The sequence below is a fragment of the Acidaminococcus sp. genome, assembly GCF_050873445.1.
Taxonomy (GTDB): domain Bacteria; phylum Bacillota; class Negativicutes; order Acidaminococcales; family Acidaminococcaceae; genus Acidaminococcus.
Map to the genome: position 1 here is coordinate 1 of NZ_JBNMIU010000041.1, position 21099 is coordinate 21099.

The window sequence follows — 21099 nt, forward strand, 5'->3', positions numbered from 1 at the left end:
CTTAAAATTGTCGAATGCCCATTTGAATAAATTGGGCAAGGACAAGAAAGCCTGGGCAATCACCATGCAAAAGAAAATCGGCGACCTGCTGGGAAAGATTTCCATGCCTGATCAGGGCAGCCCCATTCCCGGGCGGCTGACTTTGGATGAGCAGGGTATGTTTATTTTGGGCTATTATCAGGAGACCCAGGACCGTTTCACCAAAAAGGAGGATAAAGAATAATGGATAAGGAAACTGCAATTCGCAATCGGTATGATTTTGTGGTGCTGTTTGACGTGGAAAACGGGAACCCCAATGGGGATCCGGATGCCGGGAATATGCCCCGGGTCGATCCTGAAACGGGTCTGGGACTGGTGACAGATGTTTGCTTGAAACGGAAGATCAGAAATTATGTGGAAGTTGCCAAAGAAAATCAGGAAGGCTACAAAATCTATGTCAGCGAAAATGTCCCCCTGGAAGAAAACGACAAACAGGCGCTGAAATACCTGGGCATTGAAGATGTGAAGAGTGTAAAAAAGAAAGATTCGGATGCTGATGAAAAGATCCGTGACTTTATGTGCCAGAATTTCTATGATGTCCGTACTTTCGGTGCAGTCATGACGACTTTTGTCAAAGGAGCACTGAGCTGCGGTCAGGTCCGTGGACCAGTACAACTGGGTTTTGCGCACAGCATTGATCCCATCATGCCTCAGGAAATCACCATCACCCGGGTGGCCATTACTACTGCTAAAAGAAAAGATGAAGGCAGGAATACGGAAATGGGCCGGAAATATATCGTTCCCTATGGCCTGTATCAGGCGGAAGGGTACGTTTCTGCCAACCTGGCACGCAAATCCACCGGATTTTCGGAAGAAGACCTGCAGCTGTTGTGGAAAGCCATCATCAACATGTTCGAAAATGATCATTCCGCCGCCAGAGGGAATATGGCGGTTCGTGAACTGATTGTATTCAAACATGATTCTGAGCTTGGCAATGCTCCTGCTTACAAGCTGTTTGAAAGAGTCAAAGTAACGAAGAAAGATCCGCGGAAAGCGCCTCGGTCCTATGCTGATTATGAGGTTACGGTGGATACGCAAGACCTGCCTGAGGGTGTAACCTGCGAACGGATGGTATGAGTTACGCAGAATCTGACTATCTGATGATATCCGGGATTCAGCATTTTATCTTCTGCAGGCGCCAATGGGCGTTGATCCATATCGAACAGCAGTGGGCTGAAAATGGACTGACGGCAGAAGGACAATTGCTGCATCGACGGGCACATGACAGTCAGCTTACAGAAAAAAGAGCTGGAATCCTGACGGTACGGGGACTGCGCATCAGTTCCTGTACCTTAGGCGTTTCCGGTTTTTGTGATGTGGTGGAATGCACTCAATTGGAGAAGGGGATGGAAGGGGCCCGTTTGGCTGGCCATCGAGGGAACTGGCAGATCCTTCCCATTGAATACAAACGAGGTAAGGATAAAGCTGACGAAAGCGATATCCTGCAGCTTACCTGTGAGGTCATGTGCCTGGAAGAAATGCTGGGTTGTACGATTTCCAAAGGATGTTTGTATTACCATGCCCTGCGGCATCGACGGGAAATTGAAATCACGGAGGAGCTGCGACAGGAAGTCCGCACGGTTTTTGAAGAAATGCATCAGTACTATCAGAAACGATACATTCCCAAAGTAAAGCTAGGCAAAGGGTGCAGTCGCTGCTCTCTTCAGGATATCTGCCTGCCGAAATTACAAAAGAAAACGGCCGTTTCCGACTATTATGCAGATTTTCTGCAGGAGGGGACATCATGAGACGGTTACTGAATACCCTTTTTATCCTGTCAGAGGATTTGTACCTGTCGTTGGAAAACGAAAATCTGGTTGCCTGGCGAGAAAAGGATGTTGTGCAGCGGATTCCTTTGCTGAATGTGGAAAACATATTCTATTTCGGCTATAAAGGGGCTTCTCCTGCCCTTTTGGGTGCCTGTGCCAAGCGGCAAATCAGCTTTTGTTTTCTGACTCCCTATGGAAAGTTCCTGGCCAGGGTGTGCGGCGCGAGCCATGGGAATGTACTGTTACGCAAGGCACAATATCGGATGGCCGATCAGGAAGCTGACAGTCTCCAATTGGCCAGATGGTTCCTGACGGGAAAGATCTGGAATTCCAGGCTCCTGTTGATGCGGTTTTTACGGGATCATCCTCTCTCTGTGGATAAGGAACAGTTTACGGATGCCATTGTGTTTTTAAGGCAAGCGCTCCATGACTTGCAGAAAGCCAATAATGGCAATGAAATCAGAGGGGTAGAGGGAAATGCAGCCCATCTGTATTTTTCTCTGTTCGATCAACTGATTTTGCGGGAAAAGAAAACGTTTTATCTCCACCGTCGGAACAAACGGCCGCCTTTGGATGCTATGAATGCACTGCTTTCATTTTTATATACACTCCTGGCGTCCGATTGTGCCAATGCGTTAGAAACAGTGGGGCTGGATTCCTATGTAGGGTTTCTGCATCGGGACAGGCCTGGGCGTGAATCGCTGGCCCTTGATTTGATGGAAGAGTTCCGGGCATTGATTGCTGACCGCTTCGCGCTATTCCTGGTCAACAACCAAAGTGTGACCGGAAAACACTTCAAAAAGACAGAAACAGGAGCTGTGCTCCTGAATGATACCGGGAGGAAAATCGTACTGACAAAATGGCAGGAACGGAAACAGGAACTTGTTGAGCACCCATTTTTAAAGGAAAAGGTGCCTTGGGGGCTCGTCCCTTATGTACAGGCACTGCTTCTGGCCAAATGGATCCGTGGAGATCTGGACGGATATCCTGCCTTTATGGGGAAGTGATTCTGATGCTGGTCCTGGTAACCTATGATGTGAATACAGAAACAGCTGACGGAAGGAGCCGCCTGCGAAAAGTCGCCAAATGCTGCGTGGCTCACGGACAGCGTGTCCAAAATTCTGTTTTTGAATGTTCGGTGGACGAATCTCAGTTTGTAGCACTGCGTGGTGAGTTGGAATCTATGATTGACTTGAATAAAGACAGCCTGCGGTTCTATAATTTGGGAAACAAGTATCAAAGTAAAATCATCCATGTGGGAGCGAAGAAAACGTATGATCCTGCGGCGCCGATGATTTTATAAGCGCGAAGTGGAAGCAAACATTCGAATCGAATGTGGTGAAAAGCCGCTTGAACTGATGCGAAAAAGACGGTTCGCGCAAACAGGGAGACTGCACTGGAAAGATTCAGTGCGGCCACTTTGACTGTCGCACCCCTTGTGGGTGCGTGGATTGAAATAAACGTATATGATCTAGCAATTAAATTGCTTGTGGGTCGCACCCCTTGTGGGTGCGTGGATTGAAATTTATGAAATCCGCCGGGCCAATGTGCTGAGCAAAGTCGCACCCCTTGTGGGTGCGTGGATTGAAATCTGCTGGGGCGCAGCGTTGAATTGTGTGACTACCGTCGCACCCCTTGTGGGTGCGTGGATTGAAATACCGAATACGACATTCTGCAGACCGCTGACGAATAGGTCGCACCCCTTGTGGGTGCGTGGATTGAAATCCACATCTTCGTGTCGGCGCTGTGCCACATCTTCGTCGCACCCCTTGTGGGTGCGTGGATTGAAATACGTTGCACATCGCCCGCCGCTGGCCCAGGCCAGTCGCACCCCTTGTGGGTGCGTGGATTGAAATCAAGGCAGGTGCTTGATCTCCTGTGGGAATTTTTATCGCACCTCCTTACGGGGTGCGCATTATCGTTGGCCAGGGTGGATTGAACGAATGGAAAATTCAGGGCTGATCCGTTCTATGTCCAAGAAGGGGTGCTCTCCAGATAACTCAGCCTTACAAGAGTTCATGGATATATTGGATCAATATATTTATTGGTATGTTGAAGAAAGAATGAAAGTTTCCCCTGGTGGTATGAGTCCAATACAATATAGAAAGATGCAGGATATTGCGGTGCAGGTCCAAAAAATATCCGCACTTCCTATGGGTCAAATTGAACCCGGCCTTGACACTCTCTCCAATTCTGTCCCCAATTTTACTCTTTTCATTTGCTATACTGGATTTGTAGAAGAAATCAGAGTGAAGGAAGCAAAGTTCAATTCATTGATGGGAGTGGATGGGAATGAAGAAAATCAAACGGATATGTCTTATCGTATGCTTGCTGCTGGCATTCTTCTGTTCGGTGGGCGAAGCCTTCCAGCCATCGAAAAGGTGGATTTGGCTGGGATCTAATGACACTGTCGGTTCCTGGTTCGATCCAAAATCTGTAAGAGAAGTCCGTATGCCTGGGGATTACAGGGTATTTATGTGGGTGCTCTTTTACCAGAACTCACCTAGCGAATCGGTTACAAAGGTACTTTTCAATGTGGATTTGAAAGCACGGACCCTTGGGATAACCGATAGCATCAGTTTTGATATGGAAGGCAACAGCCTGGGGTCGGCCCATTACCCAGCTTCGATGAGACGGATGACCATATCTCCAGAATCACGGGGTGAAACACTTTATATGATTGCCAAAGTGTATCATGAGAAACGGGTAGCCAGGCGTTCTATACCGGAACGGGTATAGGAGGGGGAGAGTGGTCTTTTAGATCAATTATAGTCCGGCTTTAACAGACACCTTCGCCTGTTTCTGCAACCAGTGAAAAAATCCTCTCACATCCGCACGTTTGGAGAGCATATCGGTAACGCTGTATCATGACGGGCTGGAGATTCCCTACTGTTTTCCTATTGTTTCTTGCTGTATAATGGAATCATTCGGGCATCATTTCCCGGTTGCTGTCCTGGCAACTGGCTGGAGGATGCTGCGCAAAGGAGCTGGGTTGTCGATGGAGGAAAAAGTCATTGGGTTGAAAGTGAACCCCAAAGATAATGTGGCCACTATTTTTGCCAATGGGGTCACGGATGGGACCATGGTAGAAGTCCATGATCCAAGTGGGCAGGTTGAAACGATCGAAGCCATCGGGGATATTCCGTACGGTCATAAAATCGCCCTGATGGCCATTTCGAAAGGGGATATCATCGTAAAATATGGCGAGGAAATCGGGGTGGCCTCCCGGGATATTCAAAAAGGTGAGTATGTCCATGTCCACAACCTGGACAGCATGCGCGGCCGCGGCGACCTGGAAAAGAGGTAAATGATGGAATTTTACGGATATAAACGCCCTGACGGTTCTTACGGGGCACGGAATTTTGTAGCGGTGATTCCCAGTGTGACCTGTGCGAATGATGTGGCCGGTGCCATCTGTCGGCAGGTCCAGGGAACGATTCCCTACCTGCATCACCAGGGCTGCTGTCAGCTGCCTCCAGACCTGGAACGGGTGACTGATACCCTGATCAGTCTGGGGAAAAGCCCCAATGTGGGTGCTGTCCTGATTGTCAGCCTGGGGTGCGAGGGAACGGATCACGAACGGATGTACCGGGAACTGTCAGCGACCGGGAAACCAGTGGAAATCATCCATATCCAGGAACTGGGCGGCGTCACCAGGGCCATCCGAAAAGGGACGGATCTGGCACGGAAACTGGTTATTGAAATCTCCGGCCAGCAGCGGGTTCCGGCCGATGTTTTCCATATCATCATGTCCATCAAATGCGGAGCTTCGGATACCACCAGTGGAATGGCTTCCAACTGTGTCATTGGATATGTGGCGGATAAACTGGTGAATCTGGGGGCTACCGTCATTTTCGGGGAGACAACGGAATTTCTGGGTGGTGAACATCTGCTGGCCCGCAGAGCCGTCAACTCACAGGTAGCGGATAAGATTTACGAAATCGTCAATGCCATGGAAATGCGGGCGAAGAGCGTGGGAGTCGATATGCGGACTGGGCAGCCTACTCCCGGGAATATTGCCGGCGGTCTTTCCAGCATCGAGGAAAAAAGCCTGGGAGCCATTGCGAAAAGCGGGACCTGTCCCATCCAGGGCGTATTGGAGTATCCGGAGCATGTGACCACGCAAAAAGGACTGTGGATCAAGGACACGCCCGGGCGGGAACCGGAGATCCTGACGGGTATGGCAGCTACGGGGGCTCAGTTCATGTGCTTCTCTACCGGCCGTGGGGCACCGCAGGGTTTTCCCAGCATGCCCGTGATCAAGATCTGCGGCAATCCCAACACCTACGAGCGCATGCAGGAAGATATGGATATCAATGCGGGTCCCATCCTCAATGGAGAGAAGACCATTGAGGAAGTGGGGGAAGAGGTGTTCCGGAAACTTATCCGGGTGCTCAACGGCGAAATGACAAAAAACGAAGCCATTCAATATTTCAGTGCCATCGATATCCATTGCCTGGGTCCGGTGATTTGAGGCAAAGGGACTGTGACAGAGTAAAAAATAAGAAAAAAGGTCCGGTGACCTCCACCCAATCAGGAGGACCGGACCTTTTTGCCGTAAGTTGATTGAAAAGAACGGAGGCAGTTCGGGGGAAAGTCCCTTACTGCCACCCGATGATCAGTGCCAGCGCTACGGTGACCATCTGGGTTGCCAGAAGCATCAGGAACAGGGGAACGAACCATTTCCACCATTTTTCCACTTTGACTCCGGCAATCCCGGCACACACCGGTGCCATAGCTGTAGGCCAGAGGATGTTGGAAAGCCCATCGCCGTACTGGAAGCAGAGTACTGCCAGCTGACGGGGAATATGGAGCAGGTCGGACAGTGGTGCTATGATGGGCATGCTGACCACAGCCTGGCCGGATCCGGAGGGAATCAGGAAGTTCAGCAGGGTCTGTACCAGAAGCATGCATTCGGCGGAAATCACCGTGGGGAAGGAGGCAAGGGGCAGGCTGAGCCCGTACACGAAGGTATCCATGATGTGGCCGTGCTGCATGACAATCAATACGCCTCTGGCAATGCCGATCATCATGCAGGCTTCTGCAATGTCGGTGAAGTTCCGGGACAGTTTCCGGGCGATTTCATTGGGAGTCCAGCCCATGATGAACGCAGAGGCCAGCCCCATGATCATGAACAGGGCACTGAGTTCAGTGAAATACCAGCCAAAGTTCTTGGTTCCGTAGACCAGGACGATAATGCCGGCCAGGAGTACCAGCAGTACACATTTTTCCCGGATCCCGAAGGGATGGCTGGCCACTTCCTCCGAGCTCATGCTGAATTCGGAAGAATCTCCGTACACATAACTCCTGGCAGGATCTTTTTCCACCTTCAGCGCATAGCGGATGGTGTAGATGGAGGCCACCACAATCATGCAGATGTGGCAGAAGATCCGGTAGGCGGAACCACTCATGATGGGAAGTCCGGCGATGCTCTGGGCCATGCCCACAGTAAAGGGGTTCATGAAAGCCCCGGCGTAGCCGATTGCGGCTGCCAGGGAAACAATGGCCATGCCCACAATGGCGTCATAGCCCATGGCAATGGAAATGCCCACGAAAATGGGGATAAAGGGGAAGGTTTCTTCGAATACGCCGATGGTGGAGGAGGCAAACCCGATCAGGGTGATGAAGATGGGGATGATGGCCACTTTGGCCTTGCCCTTGAAAACCCGCAGCAGACCGGCCACCAGACCGTTGAAAGCCCCGGTGGCGATGATGAGGCCGATGAAAGCATAGGCTACGAACACGAACATGGTCACGTTGGCGGCATTGCACAGGCCTTCATAGATGCATTTGAACATTTCAAAGATGCCCACAGGATGGGCGTCCACCAGGTGGAAAGTCCCGGCTACCACGATTTTCTGGCCGGCGGCATTGGTGACCCGGTCGAATTCCCCGGCGGGCAGGATCCAGGTCATGATGGTACACAGGATGATGATGCCGAACAGCAGGGCATAGATGTGGGGCAGGACGAATTTTTTCTTTTTGGTTTCTTCCGGAGTTACAGGAATCTTGTCTTCAGACATGGTGTTTCACTCCTTTTTTCTGGCTACAGCCTGCTGGAAGTCGCTTTGTACTTTTTCCCGGAAAGCAGCATCATTGAAAATCGAGAGCACCGTATCGGCGATGACGGCGGCCCCGGCGGCCATCTGGTCACGGGCGTGGTCCGTCAGCGTGGCGTCCCGCAGTTCGGGCGTATGCAGGGAATAAGGCTCGTCGGTGATGCTGATGATGGGCTGGATGGTAGGGCAGCGGTAGCTTACATTGCCTACATCGGTGGAACCGCCGGCTGGAGCGGCAGGTTCAATGGGCTTTCCCAGTGCCTGGAATTCTTCAGTGATTTTGTCTTCCAGGGCTGGTACACGGACCATATCGTAGAAATCCGGGAAGCCCAGAGTGAATTTTTCGGTACATTCCAGGGCGATGGCGGCTCCTTTGGCGCAGCAGTGGACGATGTGATCCAGGTTCTCCAGTTCACCCAGGGAAGGAGAACGGAATTCCATGCGGAGTTTGGCATAATCAGGGACCATATTGGGCTGGCGGCCCCCGTCCAGGATGATTTCGCTCATGATGGTGCCGGGGTGGAACCCGTCACGCCGGGCATCCAATAGATCCATGAATTTCCGGGCGGCCGTGAGGGCATTGTGGCCCAGCCAGGGGCTGCCGGCGGCGTGGGCGCTCTTGCCGGAGAATTCCACGATGTAGCAGCGCAGGGCGGTGGCGTCCATATTGGTCTGGCTGTAGTGGCCGCTGCCGCTGTGCATCATGATGGCCAGGGACAGGTGGTCGAAGATGCCGGCAGGAGCCATGTGGAGCTTGGCGCCTTCCTCTTCTTCTGCCGGAGTACCGATCACTTCCAGGGTGCCGGAAAACAGGTCTTTCCGCTTGGCCAGGGCCAAAGCGGCCAGAACGGACAGAGGGCCGTGGAGGTTGTGCCCGCATCCGTGGCCGATTTCAGGAAGGGCGTCGTATTCCACCAGGATGGCAGCGGAGGGACCTTCTCCGTTGTGGAGAGTGGCCCGGAAGGCGGTGCTGTAGCCCAGTTCTTTTTCCATAAACGGATATTCCACCGCAAAACCGGCTTTTTTCAACGTATCGACGATGGCCTGGCTGGAAAGAGCTTCCTGATATGCTGTCTCCGGATGGTCGTACAGATAGCGGACTAGACGAGATGCAGCAGGAAGTTCTTCCTGGATGGCCTGTAAGAGTTCTTGATTCATGGTATTACCTCCCTCATTTGGATAAGATATGATTATTGTATAATAAAAATGGAAGAACAGTGACAAGTTTTTGAAGAAAATGGTGAAAATATAATGGGAGTGTTGCGAAAATCGGGAACAGATTTTGCGTCATAGGTCATCTGCCTTTACAAAGATAAGGAGCAGTAACAAGCCCCCCTGCGGAATTGGGTTAAAAAGTGGACAGCTAGTGGTATATAATAGAAAATGGAATAAAGAGGGTTCGGTCGAAGTCTCCAGGCGTTACGGTCATACATTTGGCGTTCGGGGGGCGGGCGCACCGGGCAACATGGCGCTGCGCTAGTCTTGGTGCGCCCCTACGGATTGCAGCGTACTTATAATTGAAAATCAGAGGTACGATTTATTCAAATCGAACAATCTAACCACCAGCCACGAATCATCATAAAGGAGATGATTATCCATGCCTGCATCTCGTTATGCTTGTCCTTATTGTCAATCGGAAAATACCCAATCGCTGTCCATGGCCTATATGATGGGCACGTCCCGGTCCACCGGGTATATGGTGGGCGGGGGCGTGGCCGGGGATGGCTTCGGCGTGGGGGCCGGCGCCACCGGGGGTCTCAGTCAGACGGAACTGGCGGCGAAAGTGGCCCCGCCGGAAGAGGCGGAAATGATGATCCCGTTCGTCTGGTGCGTGATGACAGGCCTGTTTTTGTGGTTCGTGGAGTTTCTGATCGTAGACTGGGAATGGCTGGGCCGGGCGTTTGTGTTCCTGGGAGGGGTCGCCGGCTGCGGCTTGTTGTACTGGGCGCATCAGTACAACAAATACACCCTGCCGGAGGAGAAGAGGGAGTATAATCGGAGTTACATCTGTTATCGGTGCGGGAGGGTGTTTAAGATTTAGAGAATGCTGGCAAGGACTATGAGCCATGGGGGGTTGTCCCTGCGGATTGTGCCGTACCTATGATTGAGTATCGGACGTACGGTTTAGAACTTTCTAACCACTGATCACTACCCACTAAAAAATACCCAGCCCTTGCGCAGGCTGGGTATTTTTTTACATTTCTTCTGCTGCTTCCGCTTCTTCCACACCGGGATATTCGTTCATGGCGTCTACCCGTTCCCGGTATGCGGCATCACTTTCATACCGTTTGTTCTTCATGCGGCCGATGGTCAAAAACGGCACGATGATGATGGCGATGGCCAGGTATCCGCAATAGCCGTAGCCGTATTTGATGATGTTGGTCAGGCCCACCATGGAAACGGTCATGGACAGGCAGATGATGAACAGGGTGACGATGGCACTGCGGATTACGGCGCTTCTGGAAATTTTCTTTAAAGCATTCATTTCAGAGAAACGGGCGGTGAAGCCGAATACAGTGGTAACGCCGGTGGAAATCAGGCAGAGCATCAGGGTTACAGTGTAGAGAATGGTCAGCCAGGGCATGCCCATGGCTTTCAGGCTCATCAGCGTGGGCAGAGGGGTCTTGCCGTAGATGCCGGTCCAGCCCATGAGCATGCATACGGCCATGGTCAGGGCCGTGGCGTTCATAATAAAGGAGAACCACATGCTGGTGGCGCAGTTCTTACGGGTGACGAGGGGGGCGCCCACTACGATCATGGTAGGGATGACCACGCACTGGAAACCGGAGTAGGTGAAAGCGTGCAGGATGGCGGTGGGCAGTTTGCTGAAACCGTTCACGGCGAAGTCAGCGGCCAATGCGTCGGCGATGAAATGGGTACCGGGGACCTGACCGCCCATATAGATGCCTACGGAAAAGATGGTAATGGCCATGGCCAGGATGGCGATACCCATGTAGGTGGTGGCCCGGCGTACCAGCCCGGCTCCGAAGATGGTCAAAAAGAAGATTACGGTGCCCACCACTCCGATGCCGGTGGTGTAGGCTATGCCGGTCTGGGCGGCCAGAGCGGCGGCAGCTCCGGAGATGGTGGCGGAAACGGCCATGAGTACCATAATATAAAAGAAGGCTTCAAATAAGTATTCGATGCCCCGCACCGGGCTGTACAGGTTCTGGAACAGCTGCTTGTAGCTGGTCAGGTGGCGGCTGTTGTACATGTTCATGGCCTCTTTGATGGTGAGGGTGAACAGCAGCATGGTAAAAATGGCGGTGATGGGACCCAGCCAGCCCAGACTGATGAAGTACACGTTTTCCTGATTGCCGGTGGCAAAGCCGCCGCCGGCATGGGAGCTGAACAGTACGGCGCCTACGGAGAAGCACATGGATAAGGTTGCGCCTTTGATGGCAGTGGAGATGTTGGTCATGGGGAGTTCCTCCTTAAAAGATGTAAAGTGTCCAGAGAAACGAAAACGCCTTTCGTCTCTCCGCATTTCTGCTAAGAGACGAAAGGCGACATGACCTTCCGCGGTACCACTCTGTTTCGTCCGATGGACGCACTCTCGGCTGCAGCACGTAGCGACAGCCATGCTCTGTAACGGGAGTTCCCGTAAGGGACTACTGGTTTTTCATCCCATCCGCTCGGCAATCAGTTCGGTCTGGATCGGGCACTGCCTCGCACCTTGCGGCAGCTCTCTGGGGCCTTCCTTCAAACGTACTACTTTGCGTCATTGCGTTTTGACGTTTTTGTTTGATGGATAAAAGAATACCATAGTGGACAGAATGTGTCAATGGGATTACAGAAAAAATTACAGGAAATATAGCTATATATAAAAATGTAAAAGTGTCATTGCCGGGTGGATGGACGTTTATCAAGAAACGGTGTTCTGGGGCAGGCATGTTATCAGCAAAGTTAGTCTTGACAAATCCAACAGACTGATTATAATGATAACCGCCAAATACCCATACTAGGTATAGAATTTTTTACAGGGAGGTTATACTTATGGTTAAAATGGTTGTTGGTGTCGAGGGCATGGCCTGCGGCATGTGCGAAAACCATATCAATTCTGCAATCCGGAACGCCTTCCGGGTGGATTCGGTTACTTCTTCCCGTTCCAAAAAAGAAACAGACATCATTGCGGATGAACCGCTGGATGAAAATGCTGTCCGCAGGGTCATCGACAACACGGGCTATCAGATGACCAGCTTCAAGGTGGAACCCTGCGAAAAGAAGAAGGGGTTCTTTGCCCGTCTGTTCGGCTGAGCATCATGAAACGGAAAGAAAGGGACTTCGCCGGGACGCTGCCGGGCACGGGACGGTGTCTGTTCCAGCTGCCCATCACTTATGTGGTGGTGGATCTGGAAACTACGGGACTGGATCCGGTGCAGGATCAGATCATCGAAATCGGTGCTCTGGAAGTTGTGGCCGGTAAACCGGGCCGCAGTTTCACCACGCTGGTACAGCCGGTGACGGTGCAGCCCGGGCAGTTCATATCGCCGTTCATTTCCCGGTTGACGGGGATCACCAATGATGGACTGCTGGCGGCGCCCGGGGCGGCCAAAGCCCTGGAGGCATTTGGCCGGTTCCTGGGAGACCGGATCGTGGTAGGGTATAATGCAGGGTTCGACATGGGATTTTTGCAGCAGGGGTTCCAGAAGGAACTCCGCCGCCCCCTTCCCAATGACTGGGTGGATGTGCTGCCCATGGCCCGGACGGTGTTCCCATTGTGGGAGCATCACCGGCTGAATAACCTGGCGGCATACTATCATGTGGAAAATCCCCAGGCCCACCGGGCACTCAGTGACGTGAAGACTACTGACGCCTGCTACCGGAAGGTGATCAAAGACGGGGCAGCGAAATTCGGCAGCCTCCAGGCATTCCTGGAAGCGGTGCGGAAGAAGATGGCACCGGAAGAAGGGGAGCAGCTGAGTTTGTGGTAAAGCAATGATGCACCGATCCTGCCGTACCAAACCATCTGGATCTGGGAACGGGCGTCCCTGCAAAGCTGCTATGGAATCGAAATGAAAGGAGGGAGCCGGTAAGGCTGCCCCCTTTCATTTCCTTCCAATTTGTGGTAAAATTCTGTCGTAGTTTGTGTATAAGGAGGGACTCTGTGTCTACCTGCGGTATTTTATTCGACTTTGATGGGACGCTGGCCAATACCACGCCTCTGATCCTGGCCACGTTCCATAAGACCCTGGGCCATTTTGCTCCGGACAGGACCTTTACGGACCAGGATATCATCAATACCTTTGGCCTGCCTCTGCGCCAGGGCCTGGCGGAGCTGACGGGCCAGCAGGATGAAGGGGTCATCGATAAAATGACGGAATATTACCGCCATTTCAATTTTGCCTGGCACGATGATATGATCCGGCCCTTTCCCGGGGTAAAGGAGGGACTGGCGGCCCTGCATGCGGCCCGTATCCCTCTGGTGATCGTCACCAGCAAATTTAGGCAAAGCTGTCTGCGGGGTCTGAACTGCCTGGGGCTGGCGGAGTATATCGATGGCATCATCGGCTGCCAGGAATGTACAGCCCATAAACCGGACCCGGAACCTATGGAAAAGGGTCTGGAGCTTCTGGGTGTACCGGCGTCCCGCTGTTTGTGCGTGGGGGACAGCCCTTACGATCTGGTAAGCGGCAAAGCAGCCGGATGCAAAACCGTGAAGGTAAACTGGACTTCGTTTACCCCGGAATTCTTCGCTGAATTCGTGGAGCCGGATTACACCATTGATACCCTGAAGGAACTTTTGCACATCCTTCCTTAAAGAATCCAAAGAGGTGATTGCAGTGTGCAAGATCGGGATCATCGGGGGCACGGGCGTGGAAGACGCTTCCTGCTTCGGCAGGCTGGAACCCCTGACCATAGAAACACCTTTTGGCACGGCCCATTGCCTGAAAGCAGTGGCGGCCGGGCATGAAATCTACTTCCTGGCACGGCATGGCGCAGGGCATAGTGTGCCGCCCCACAGGATCAACTACAGGGCCAACATCTTTGCCTTAAAGAGCCTGGGCGTTACGGAAATCATTTCCTTTACGGCGGTGGGCAGCCTGAACCGAGGCCTGCCGCCGGGCACCTTCGTGGTGACCAGCCAGATCCTGGACTTTACCAAAAACCGGGTGAACACGTTCTTCAATGGGGAAAACAGAATGGTGGTCCATGTGGACTTCGCTAATCCTTATTGTCCGGCTCTGCGGGAAAAGCTGATCCGCAACATCATCAAACTGGGACTGCGGCATTCCAAACATGGTACCTACGTAGTGACGGAAGGACCACGGTACGAGACGGCGGCGGAGGTACGTATGTACAGAGTCCTGGGCGGCGATGTGGCCGGTATGACCAACATGCCGGAGGCAGTACTGGCACGGGAGGCGGAAATCTGCTACGCTAATGTATCCGTGGTGACCAATATGGGGTCGGGGCTGAGTACCCGGGAATTGAGCCATGAAGAAGTGACCAGGGCCATGGAAACCATGAAAAAACGGATTGTGGCACTGATCGATGCCTATGTACAGGATGGGGAACCGACGGCTCACACCTGCTGCTGCCGCGAAGCATTGAAAGAATACGGAGGCTTCCGGATGGAGACTTTCACCGCCGGTGTAAAGGAGGAACGACCCAGCAAATGACCTATGATATCGTAGTGAAGGATGTGGAGCTGGCTGATCGCAGCGACAACCGGCCCTGCTTTATCGGCATCAACGGCACGGATATCGCCTATGTGGGCACGGAACCGGTAGAAGGCCGGGAAGTGATCGATGGTCACGACCACCTGGCAGTCCCCGGGTGGGTGAACGCCCATACCCATGTGGCCATGACCCTGTTCCGCAGTTATGCGGATGATATGGCGCTGATGGACTGGCTGCAGAACAAGATCTGGCCCATGGAGAACAACCTGGACGGCCGGGCGGTGTACTGGGGGAGCCTGCTGGGCATCGCTGAGATGATCCGCACAGGGACTACCTGTTTCGCGGATATGTATTTCTTTATGGAAGAAACAGCCAAGGCCGTCAGTGACAGCGGCATCCGGGCGGTGCTGAGCCGGGGACTCACCGGCAGCAGCGTCCAGGACGGGGCCAGCCGGCTGGAGGAGAATACCGGGCTGTTCAGGAACTGGAACGGGGCCTGCAACGACCGGGTCCATATCATGCTGGGACCCCACGCACCCTACACCTGCAGCAACGACTATCTGGAGAGTGTGATCGCCCGGGCCAAAGAGCTGGGGTGTGAAATCCATATGCACCTGGCAGAGACTGCCGGGGAGGTGGAAGACTGCAGGAAGAAGTACGGCAAGACTCCCATCGCCCTGATGGAGAGCCTGGGAATGTTCGAAGTGGGGACATTGGCTGCCCATTGTGTGCATGTGGATGAAGCAGATCAGGAAATCCTGGCCCGGCACCATGTGCGGGTGGCTCACAATCCCCAGAGCAATCTGAAACTGGCCAGCGGAATTGCGCCCGTGGCCAGCATGCTGAAAAAGGGCATCACTGTGGGTCTGGGTACTGACGGGGCCAGCAGCAATAACAACCTGGATATGCTGGAGGAAGTACGGCTGGCAGCCATGCTGGCCAAGACCCAGAGCGGGGATTCCAAGGCGGTACCGGCCTCCCAGGCCCTGGCCATGGGTACCTGGATGGGTGCTGAAGCAGTGGGCCTGAAGAACGTGGGCCGGCTGGAAGTGGGGCAGAAAGCGGACATTGTGCTGTACAATATGGACAGTCCGGCCTGGTATCCCCGGAACGACAGAACAAGCCTGCTGGTATATGCCGGCAGCAGCGCCGATGTGGATACGGTATTGGTGGACGGGAATATCCTGTTAAAGAAGGGTGAACTGACCACCATCGACCTGGAAAAAGTGGTTGCTGAAGTGAACCAGTGCATCGGGTATGTGATCCCGAAGGCATGATTGAAAGTTGACAATACAAATCTGTAAGGAGTGGTACGTGTGGCAAAGATTTTGAAGAAACTGCAGCTGGCACCTGCAGTATGGGAACTCGAAGTGGAAGCGCCTCTGATTGCGCATAAATGCAAACCGGGCCAATTCGTCATGGTTCTGTGTGACGAAACCAGTGAACGGATCCCCCTGACCATCGGGGATTTCGACCGGGAAAAGGGTACCATTACCCTGATGATCCAGGCAGTGGGCAATACCACCCGGCATATCTGCCGGGATTTCGCAGAGGGCGATAAACTGCAGCATGTGCTGGGTCCCTTGGGACAACCTTCTGAAATGGGCAGGTTCGGCACTGTGGTCATGGTCTGCGGCGGCATCGGTGTGGCACCGGTCCATCCCATCGCCCGTGCCTATCACGAACTGGGCAATAAGGTGATCACCATCATCGGCGGCCGCAACAAGGATCTGATCCTGTGGCGGGACCGGATGGAAAAAATCAGCGATGAAGTGATCATCACTACCGATGACGGTTCCGAGGGCATCAAGGGCTTTGTGACCCAGCCTTTGAACGATATGCTGGAAAAGGGAGAACATCCCGACCTGGTGGTCGCCATCGGGCCCATCATCATGATGGCCAATGTAGCCAAGACCACGGCTCCCTACAAGGTAAGGACTACGGCAAGCCTGAGCTGTCTTATGGTGGACGGCACGGGCATGTGCGGCGGCTGCCGGGTACAGGTGGGCGGCGAGAGCAAGTTCACCTGCTGTGACGGTCCTGAATTCGATGCGCACAAGGTGGATTTCAAGAACCTGATGCAGCGGTCCAAAATGTACAAAAATCAGGAAGCAGTAGAATACAGTTGCGGGGGGCATTGCAAATGCGTGGAGGAATGAGAAATCCCATGCCGGAACAGCCGGCTGATGTGCGGAACAAGAACTTTGACGAAGTGGCTCTGGGGTATCCGGAAGATGTGGCGGTGGACGAAGCCCAGCGCTGCCTGAACTGCAAGAATCCCCAGTGCGTGAAGGGCTGCCCGGTGAACGTGGATATTCCTCAGTTCATCCATGCAGTGACGGAAAAAGACTTCGAAGGGGCTATCCATATTTTGAAACGGAAGAACAGCCTGCCCGCTGTGTGCGGCCGTGTATGCCCCCAGGAAAACCAGTGTGAAAAGCACTGCGTCCTGGGCATCAAGGGCGAACCGGTGGCTATCGGCCGTCTGGAACGGTTTGTGGCGGACCGGGCCCGGGAGAACGGCACCGATATGATCAAAGAAGGCCTGGCTCCCAAGAACGGTATCAAAGTGGCCGTGGTGGGCGGAGGACCCAGCTGCCTGACGGCGGCCGGCGAGCTGGCCAAACTGGGTTATGAAGTGACCCTGTTCGAAGCCCTGCACAAGGTGGGCGGTGTGCTCATGTACGGCATTCCCGAATTCCGTCTGCCCAAGACCATCGTGCAGCACGAAATCGAACAATTGAAAGTGCTGGGCGTGAAAATCATGACCGATGTGGTGATTGGCCGTACCTTTACCCTGCATGAACTGCTGGGAGAAGAAGGGTTCAAGGCCGTGTACGTAGGTACCGGCGCCGGTCTGCCGCACTTCATGCGCATCCCCGGCGAAGCCTTGAACGGGGTGTATGCCGCCAATGAATTCCTGACCCGTGTGAACCTGATGGGCGCCTGGAAGTTCCCCAAGATGGCTACCCCTGTGTATGTGGGCAAGCGGGTGGCTGTAGTGGGCGCCGGCAACGTGGCCATGGATGCTGCCCGGACTGCCAAGCGTCTGGGGGCGGAAAAGGTCGTTGTGGTGTACCGCCGCAGTGAAGCCGAAATGCCTGCCCGTAAGGAAGAAATCGCCCATGCCAAGGCAGAGGGCATCGAACTGCATATGCTGAATAACCCGGTGCAGATTTTGGGCAACGAAGACGGCTGGGTCACGGGCATCGAATGCATCCGTACCCAGCTGGGCGAACCGGATGCTTCCGGCCGGCGCAGACCAGTGGAAATCCCGGGCAGTAACCATGTATATGATGTGGATATGGTGGTCATGGCCATTGGCCAGGGCCCGAACCCGTTATTGAAGCACACGACACCGGATCTGGTGACCAACAAAAAGGGTCTCATTACCGTGGATGAAAACGAAGAGACTTCCATCCCCGGAGTGTTCGCCGGCGGCGACATCGTGACCGGTGCGGCCACTGTGATTTCCGCCATGGGTGCCGGCAAAAAGGCAGCTGTGGAAATCGACCAGTATATCAAGGGGAATCTGAAATAACCAGACAGAAAGGGCTGCTTATGCAATTTCGTAAAACTTTAGCGGCAGCAGCTTCTCTCCTGTGGCTCAGCCTGCCCTGGGCTTCAGCCGGGAACGCTGCGCCAGATACTACGTATAAACCGGCCAGCGGTGGGTATATCCTCACCATGCCGGCTGGCAGCAAGGAAATCTACCACACCTCTACCGGGATCCGCTTTACGGTGGGCAAGGATTTCATGGTCAGCGCCGATTTGTATACGCTGCCCAGTTTCATCTCTGTGCCCATGAAGCAGTATTCCAGTGAGCAGAAAAAGGACTTCACCAAATTCCTGACCCGGATCCAGGACCAGGAAAATGATACCATCCGGGAGGACGGAACCAATAAGGACCTGGGCAGCGCCCCGGCCCTGGACGGCATCCTGGAACGGAAATTGCGGAAATACCGCAGCACCAGCGGGGAACCGGAACCAGAACGGGCGGAAAAGAAGAAGGGCCCGGACAGTTATACCTATGTGGCAGTGCCCGAGGAAAAGCTCCGCACCCATCGGCCGTTCCTGATCGGCAAGGCTTACCAGCCGGAAAAGAACGTTCTGCTGGTGGTGAACGTGAGCGCACCGGAAAATATGGAAGCTGCTGCCCGTCAGGCTTTGAAAGCCCTGACCGGCAGCCTGACCCTGAACCCGGTGAAATATACGGATGTGAACGTGCTGACGGTGCCGGGCATGGGGTACCAGATGGAAATCCCCAGCGGCTGGCGCATGTACACCCTTCGGGCAGACAATGTGCTGTTTGCCCGAAGCCTGAGCAGTGTCCATACGGACGGACTCATGGTACGGGAATTCTCCGATGATACGTTCAATGAACTGGGGACATCCACGGCGGCGGGGCTGACGGCTGCGGAAAACACTTTTGTGCAGAAGGTGACCCGGTATACGCCCAACATCACAGTGCTGCGGCACCAGCCCATTACCGTGGGGACTCTGAACGGGAGCATGATGGAATGTACCGACAGCGGGGACCTGAAAAAGGTGTTCGTGGTGAATACGTTCCTGATGAACGCCCAGGGCAACGGGTACCAGATCCGGTACCAGACGGATGATACCATCAACTACGATCTGAAGCTGAGTGCTTTCAAGCAAAGTGTGGAAAGCTTCAGTCTGCTGCAGAACAATGATGGCAGCAAGCTGAGACCGGGAGTGGATGAGTAAGGAGAAAAGGCGCCTTCGGGCGCTTTTTCTGTATCATGACATAATTTTGACACAAATTTTTCATTGTCCTTTCATATATAAAGGGGTAAAATCATGTATGGAATGACCGGTGAGTCCGGTTGTTTTTCATTTGTATAAAATTCGTATCGGAAGAAGGAATCTGCAATGAAGAACAAAGTATTTGCAGTGACGCTGGCTGTTCTGGCTACGGCTGCGTCCATCGGGTGCGCTGCACCGCAAACTTCCTGGGATCAGGGAGAATGGCAAATGGATCTGGGGGCCTGGGCTCCGAAAGCCAAATTTGCTGGCAAAAACTCCAGCACGAAATGGAATTTCGATGGCGGCCTGGCTTATGGCCTGTCCGATAAATGGGCTCTGGAATACAAGTATCGCGGCCTGAAGACCAAGAAGGATGATTTCAAGACCGATGGGAACCAGAACGAAGTCAACCTGGCTTACAGCCTGGACAAGAACTGGGCTCTGTTCGCCGGCTGGAACCGCATCGATAACGACTTCGACGGCAGCTATAAGGGTTCGCATACCGGTACGGCTGACAGCGTCATCAACAATGTGGCCCAATTCGGTGTACGTACCAAATACAACCTGGCCAAGAACCTGGCCTTCTATGCGGAAGGTGCTCTGGGCACCAAGAAGACCAGCCAATGGGATGCCGGCCTGGCTTACACCTTCGCTGACAACTGGGATCTGAATGCCGGTTACCGGTATGTGGATACCAAACTGGATGACGACAACAACATCAAATATCGTGGCTTCCTGGTTGGCCTGTCCTATCGTTTCGGCGGTCACAAGAAAGCAGCTGCTGCTCCTGTTGCTGAAGAACCGGCTGCTGAACCCCCTGTGGCTCCGGCTCATGTTTACAATGATTACTATCTGGACAGTATCCACTTCGACAGCGATGTGGATACTCCGAAAGCTTCTGAATCTGCCAAACTGGCCAACTTCGTTGCAGTAGCCAAGGCTCATCCGGATTCCACCTTCAAACTGGTCGGCAACACCGACAGTGACGCTTCTGATGCTTATAACGAAGACCTGTCCAAACGCCGTGTGCTGAACGTAGCCAAGTATGCCAACGACAACGGCGTCGCCGCTGACCGTATGAAACTGAACTACAAGGGCGAAACCGACCCGGTAGCTTCCAACGCTACCGAAGCTGGCAAAGCTGACAACCGTCGTGTGGATATCTGGGAACATAAATAATTTCCGGAACCGATTCAGGACCGTCCCGAAAGGGACAGTCCTTTTGTGGTTTGCACAAATGCTATGGATGGTATAGTATGACAGTAAAATTTCGTATCACAAGATACGCTATGCATAGGGGAAATTGTTATGGAATTCCATGAAACTGAATCGACTGAAATGTATCTGGAGACCATCCTGATATTGAAGAATCGCCTGGGACTGGTGCGGTCCATCGATATTGCCAACGAAATGGGGTATTCCAAACCCACCATCAGTGTGGCTATGAAGAAGTTCCGGCAGGAAGGCCTGGTGACGGTGGACGAATCCGGATTCGTGAACCTGACGGAAACGGGTCGGGACATCGCTGAACGGATTTATGAACGCCATCAGGTACTGACCCTGATCCTGGTCAATCTGGGGGTTTCCCAGAAAAACGCTGAACACGACGCCTGCAAGATCGAGCACGATATCAGCGACGAAACGTTCGATGCGTTGAAAAAAGAATACGTAAGACTCCGTTCCAAGCGTTGATGAAAAACGGGGGCTGTGAAATAATGGCCCCATGAACACGAGAAAGGACTTTCGATTCTTGCGAACCGAAAGTCCTTTTTCGTGTTAGAATTTAACTGACAATGAAAAACCTAACTGTGTATTATAGTACTCCCAAACAGGGAATTTTAC

At 53.2% G+C, this 21099-nt stretch carries 21 protein-coding genes, 1 pseudogene, 1 CRISPR repeat array and 1 other annotated feature; of the genes and pseudogenes, 19 read left to right on the forward strand and 3 right to left on the reverse strand.

Annotation, left to right across the window (positions count from 1 at the left end; all coding sequences use genetic code 11):
• The 8 genes and pseudogenes from ACR0QW_RS07810 to ACR0QW_RS07845 all read left to right on the forward strand — a co-directional run.
• On the forward strand, positions 1–223 hold a 223-nt coding region (locus ACR0QW_RS07810), incomplete at its 5' end, for a type I-C CRISPR-associated protein Cas8c/Csd1 (protein WP_432643130.1).
• Positions 223–1116: a type I-C CRISPR-associated protein Cas7/Csd2 gene (gene cas7c / locus ACR0QW_RS07815; RefSeq protein ID WP_432643131.1), complete on the forward strand. Its 894-nt coding sequence runs from the start codon at positions 223–225 to the stop codon at positions 1114–1116. The genes ACR0QW_RS07810 and cas7c, both read left to right, overlap by 1 nt.
• On the forward strand, positions 1113–1787 hold the full coding sequence (cas4, locus tag ACR0QW_RS07820) for a CRISPR-associated protein Cas4 (RefSeq protein WP_432643132.1): 675 nt from the start codon (positions 1113–1115) through the stop codon (positions 1785–1787). Before cas7c ends, cas4 begins: the two co-directional genes overlap by 4 nt.
• Entirely contained in the window at positions 1784–2815 is a 1032-nt protein-coding gene (cas1c, locus tag ACR0QW_RS07825) for a type I-C CRISPR-associated endonuclease Cas1c (RefSeq protein ID WP_432643133.1), read from the forward strand. Before cas4 ends, cas1c begins: the two co-directional genes overlap by 4 nt.
• Before the next feature lie 5 nt (positions 2816–2820).
• Positions 2821–3111 (forward strand): CRISPR-associated endonuclease Cas2, encoded by a 291-nt coding sequence (gene cas2 / locus ACR0QW_RS07830; protein WP_432643134.1) that lies wholly within the window; start codon positions 2821–2823, stop codon positions 3109–3111.
• 123 nt (positions 3112–3234) lie between these two features.
• A CRISPR array of direct repeats spans positions 3235–3664; the repeat unit is 32 nt; unit sequence GTCGCACCCCTTGTGGGTGCGTGGATTGAAAT.
• Between the two features lie 48 nt (positions 3665–3712).
• Positions 3713–3931 (forward strand): annotated as a pseudogene (locus ACR0QW_RS07835) (IS3 family transposase); the annotation flags it as partial.
• 875 nt (positions 3932–4806) lie between these two features.
• The gene (locus tag ACR0QW_RS07840) at positions 4807–5115 is read left to right on the forward strand and encodes a UxaA family hydrolase (RefSeq protein ID WP_432643135.1); all 309 of its coding nucleotides are present in this window, start codon (positions 4807–4809) and stop codon (positions 5113–5115) included.
• 3 nt (positions 5116–5118) lie between these two features.
• Positions 5119–6282, forward strand: coding sequence for a UxaA family hydrolase (locus ACR0QW_RS07845; RefSeq protein WP_432643150.1), 1164 nt, complete (start codon positions 5119–5121; stop codon positions 6280–6282).
• Positions 6283–6409: 127 nt separating this feature from the next.
• On the opposite strand, the gene ACR0QW_RS07850 is transcribed toward ACR0QW_RS07845, so the two are convergent.
• Both ACR0QW_RS07850 and ACR0QW_RS07855 read right to left on the reverse strand, forming a co-directional pair.
• The gene (locus ACR0QW_RS07850; RefSeq protein ID WP_432643136.1) at positions 6410–7831 is read right to left on the reverse strand and encodes a YfcC family protein; all 1422 of its coding nucleotides are present in this window, start codon (positions 7829–7831) and stop codon (positions 6410–6412) included.
• Positions 7832–7837: 6 nt separating this feature from the next.
• Positions 7838–9025 carry an amidohydrolase gene (locus ACR0QW_RS07855; RefSeq protein WP_432643137.1) on the reverse strand — a complete coding sequence of 396 codons (1188 nt, stop codon included), beginning with the start codon at positions 9023–9025 and terminating at the stop codon, positions 7838–7840.
• A 439-nt stretch (positions 9026–9464) separates the two neighbouring features.
• Between ACR0QW_RS07855 and ACR0QW_RS07860 the strand changes: the two genes are divergently transcribed.
• Positions 9465–9908, forward strand: a complete 444-nt coding sequence (locus ACR0QW_RS07860; protein ID WP_432643138.1) for a hypothetical protein — start codon at positions 9465–9467, stop codon at positions 9906–9908.
• Positions 9909–10061: 153 nt separating this feature from the next.
• On the opposite strand, the gene ACR0QW_RS07865 is transcribed toward ACR0QW_RS07860, so the two are convergent.
• The gene (locus ACR0QW_RS07865) at positions 10062–11288 is read right to left on the reverse strand and encodes a YkvI family membrane protein (protein WP_432643139.1); all 1227 of its coding nucleotides are present in this window, start codon (positions 11286–11288) and stop codon (positions 10062–10064) included.
• Positions 11289–11359: 71 nt separating this feature from the next.
• Positions 11360–11601 (reverse strand) — a binding site (T-box leader).
• A 262-nt stretch (positions 11602–11863) separates the two neighbouring features.
• Between ACR0QW_RS07865 and ACR0QW_RS07870 the strand changes: the two genes are divergently transcribed.
• From ACR0QW_RS07870 to ACR0QW_RS07915, 10 genes are all read left to right on the forward strand, one after another.
• Positions 11864–12124, forward strand: a complete 261-nt coding sequence (locus ACR0QW_RS07870) for a heavy-metal-associated domain-containing protein (RefSeq protein WP_432643140.1) — start codon at positions 11864–11866, stop codon at positions 12122–12124.
• Between the two features lie 5 nt (positions 12125–12129).
• A complete protein-coding gene (locus tag ACR0QW_RS07875; RefSeq protein WP_432643141.1) occupies positions 12130–12801 on the forward strand; it encodes a 3'-5' exonuclease in 672 nt (223 codons plus the stop codon).
• 173 nt (positions 12802–12974) lie between these two features.
• Positions 12975–13628, forward strand: coding sequence for an HAD-IA family hydrolase (locus ACR0QW_RS07880; protein WP_432643142.1), 654 nt, complete (start codon positions 12975–12977; stop codon positions 13626–13628).
• Positions 13629–13650: 22 nt separating this feature from the next.
• A complete protein-coding gene (gene mtnP / locus ACR0QW_RS07885) occupies positions 13651–14490 on the forward strand; it encodes an S-methyl-5'-thioadenosine phosphorylase (protein ID WP_432643143.1) in 840 nt (279 codons plus the stop codon).
• Positions 14487–15767 carry an amidohydrolase gene (locus ACR0QW_RS07890; protein WP_432643144.1) on the forward strand — a complete coding sequence of 427 codons (1281 nt, stop codon included), beginning with the start codon at positions 14487–14489 and terminating at the stop codon, positions 15765–15767. The genes mtnP and ACR0QW_RS07890 overlap by 4 nt, the downstream gene beginning before the upstream one ends.
• Before the next feature lie 39 nt (positions 15768–15806).
• Positions 15807–16649 (forward strand): sulfide/dihydroorotate dehydrogenase-like FAD/NAD-binding protein, encoded by an 843-nt coding sequence (locus ACR0QW_RS07895; RefSeq protein WP_432643145.1) that lies wholly within the window; start codon positions 15807–15809, stop codon positions 16647–16649.
• On the forward strand, positions 16634–18031 hold the full coding sequence (gene gltA, locus ACR0QW_RS07900; RefSeq protein WP_432643146.1) for an NADPH-dependent glutamate synthase: 1398 nt from the start codon (positions 16634–16636) through the stop codon (positions 18029–18031). The genes ACR0QW_RS07895 and gltA overlap by 16 nt, the downstream gene beginning before the upstream one ends.
• Positions 18032–18051: 20 nt before the next feature.
• The gene (locus tag ACR0QW_RS07905) at positions 18052–19218 is read left to right on the forward strand and encodes a hypothetical protein (protein WP_432643147.1); all 1167 of its coding nucleotides are present in this window, start codon (positions 18052–18054) and stop codon (positions 19216–19218) included.
• Between the two features lie 165 nt (positions 19219–19383).
• A complete protein-coding gene (locus ACR0QW_RS07910; RefSeq protein WP_432643148.1) occupies positions 19384–20436 on the forward strand; it encodes an OmpA family protein in 1053 nt (350 codons plus the stop codon).
• A gap of 129 nt (positions 20437–20565) precedes the next feature.
• Complete coding sequence (locus ACR0QW_RS07915; RefSeq protein WP_432643149.1) at positions 20566–20949, forward strand: metal-dependent transcriptional regulator; 384 nt, start codon at positions 20566–20568, stop codon at positions 20947–20949.
• Positions 20950–21099 lie beyond the last annotated feature (150 nt).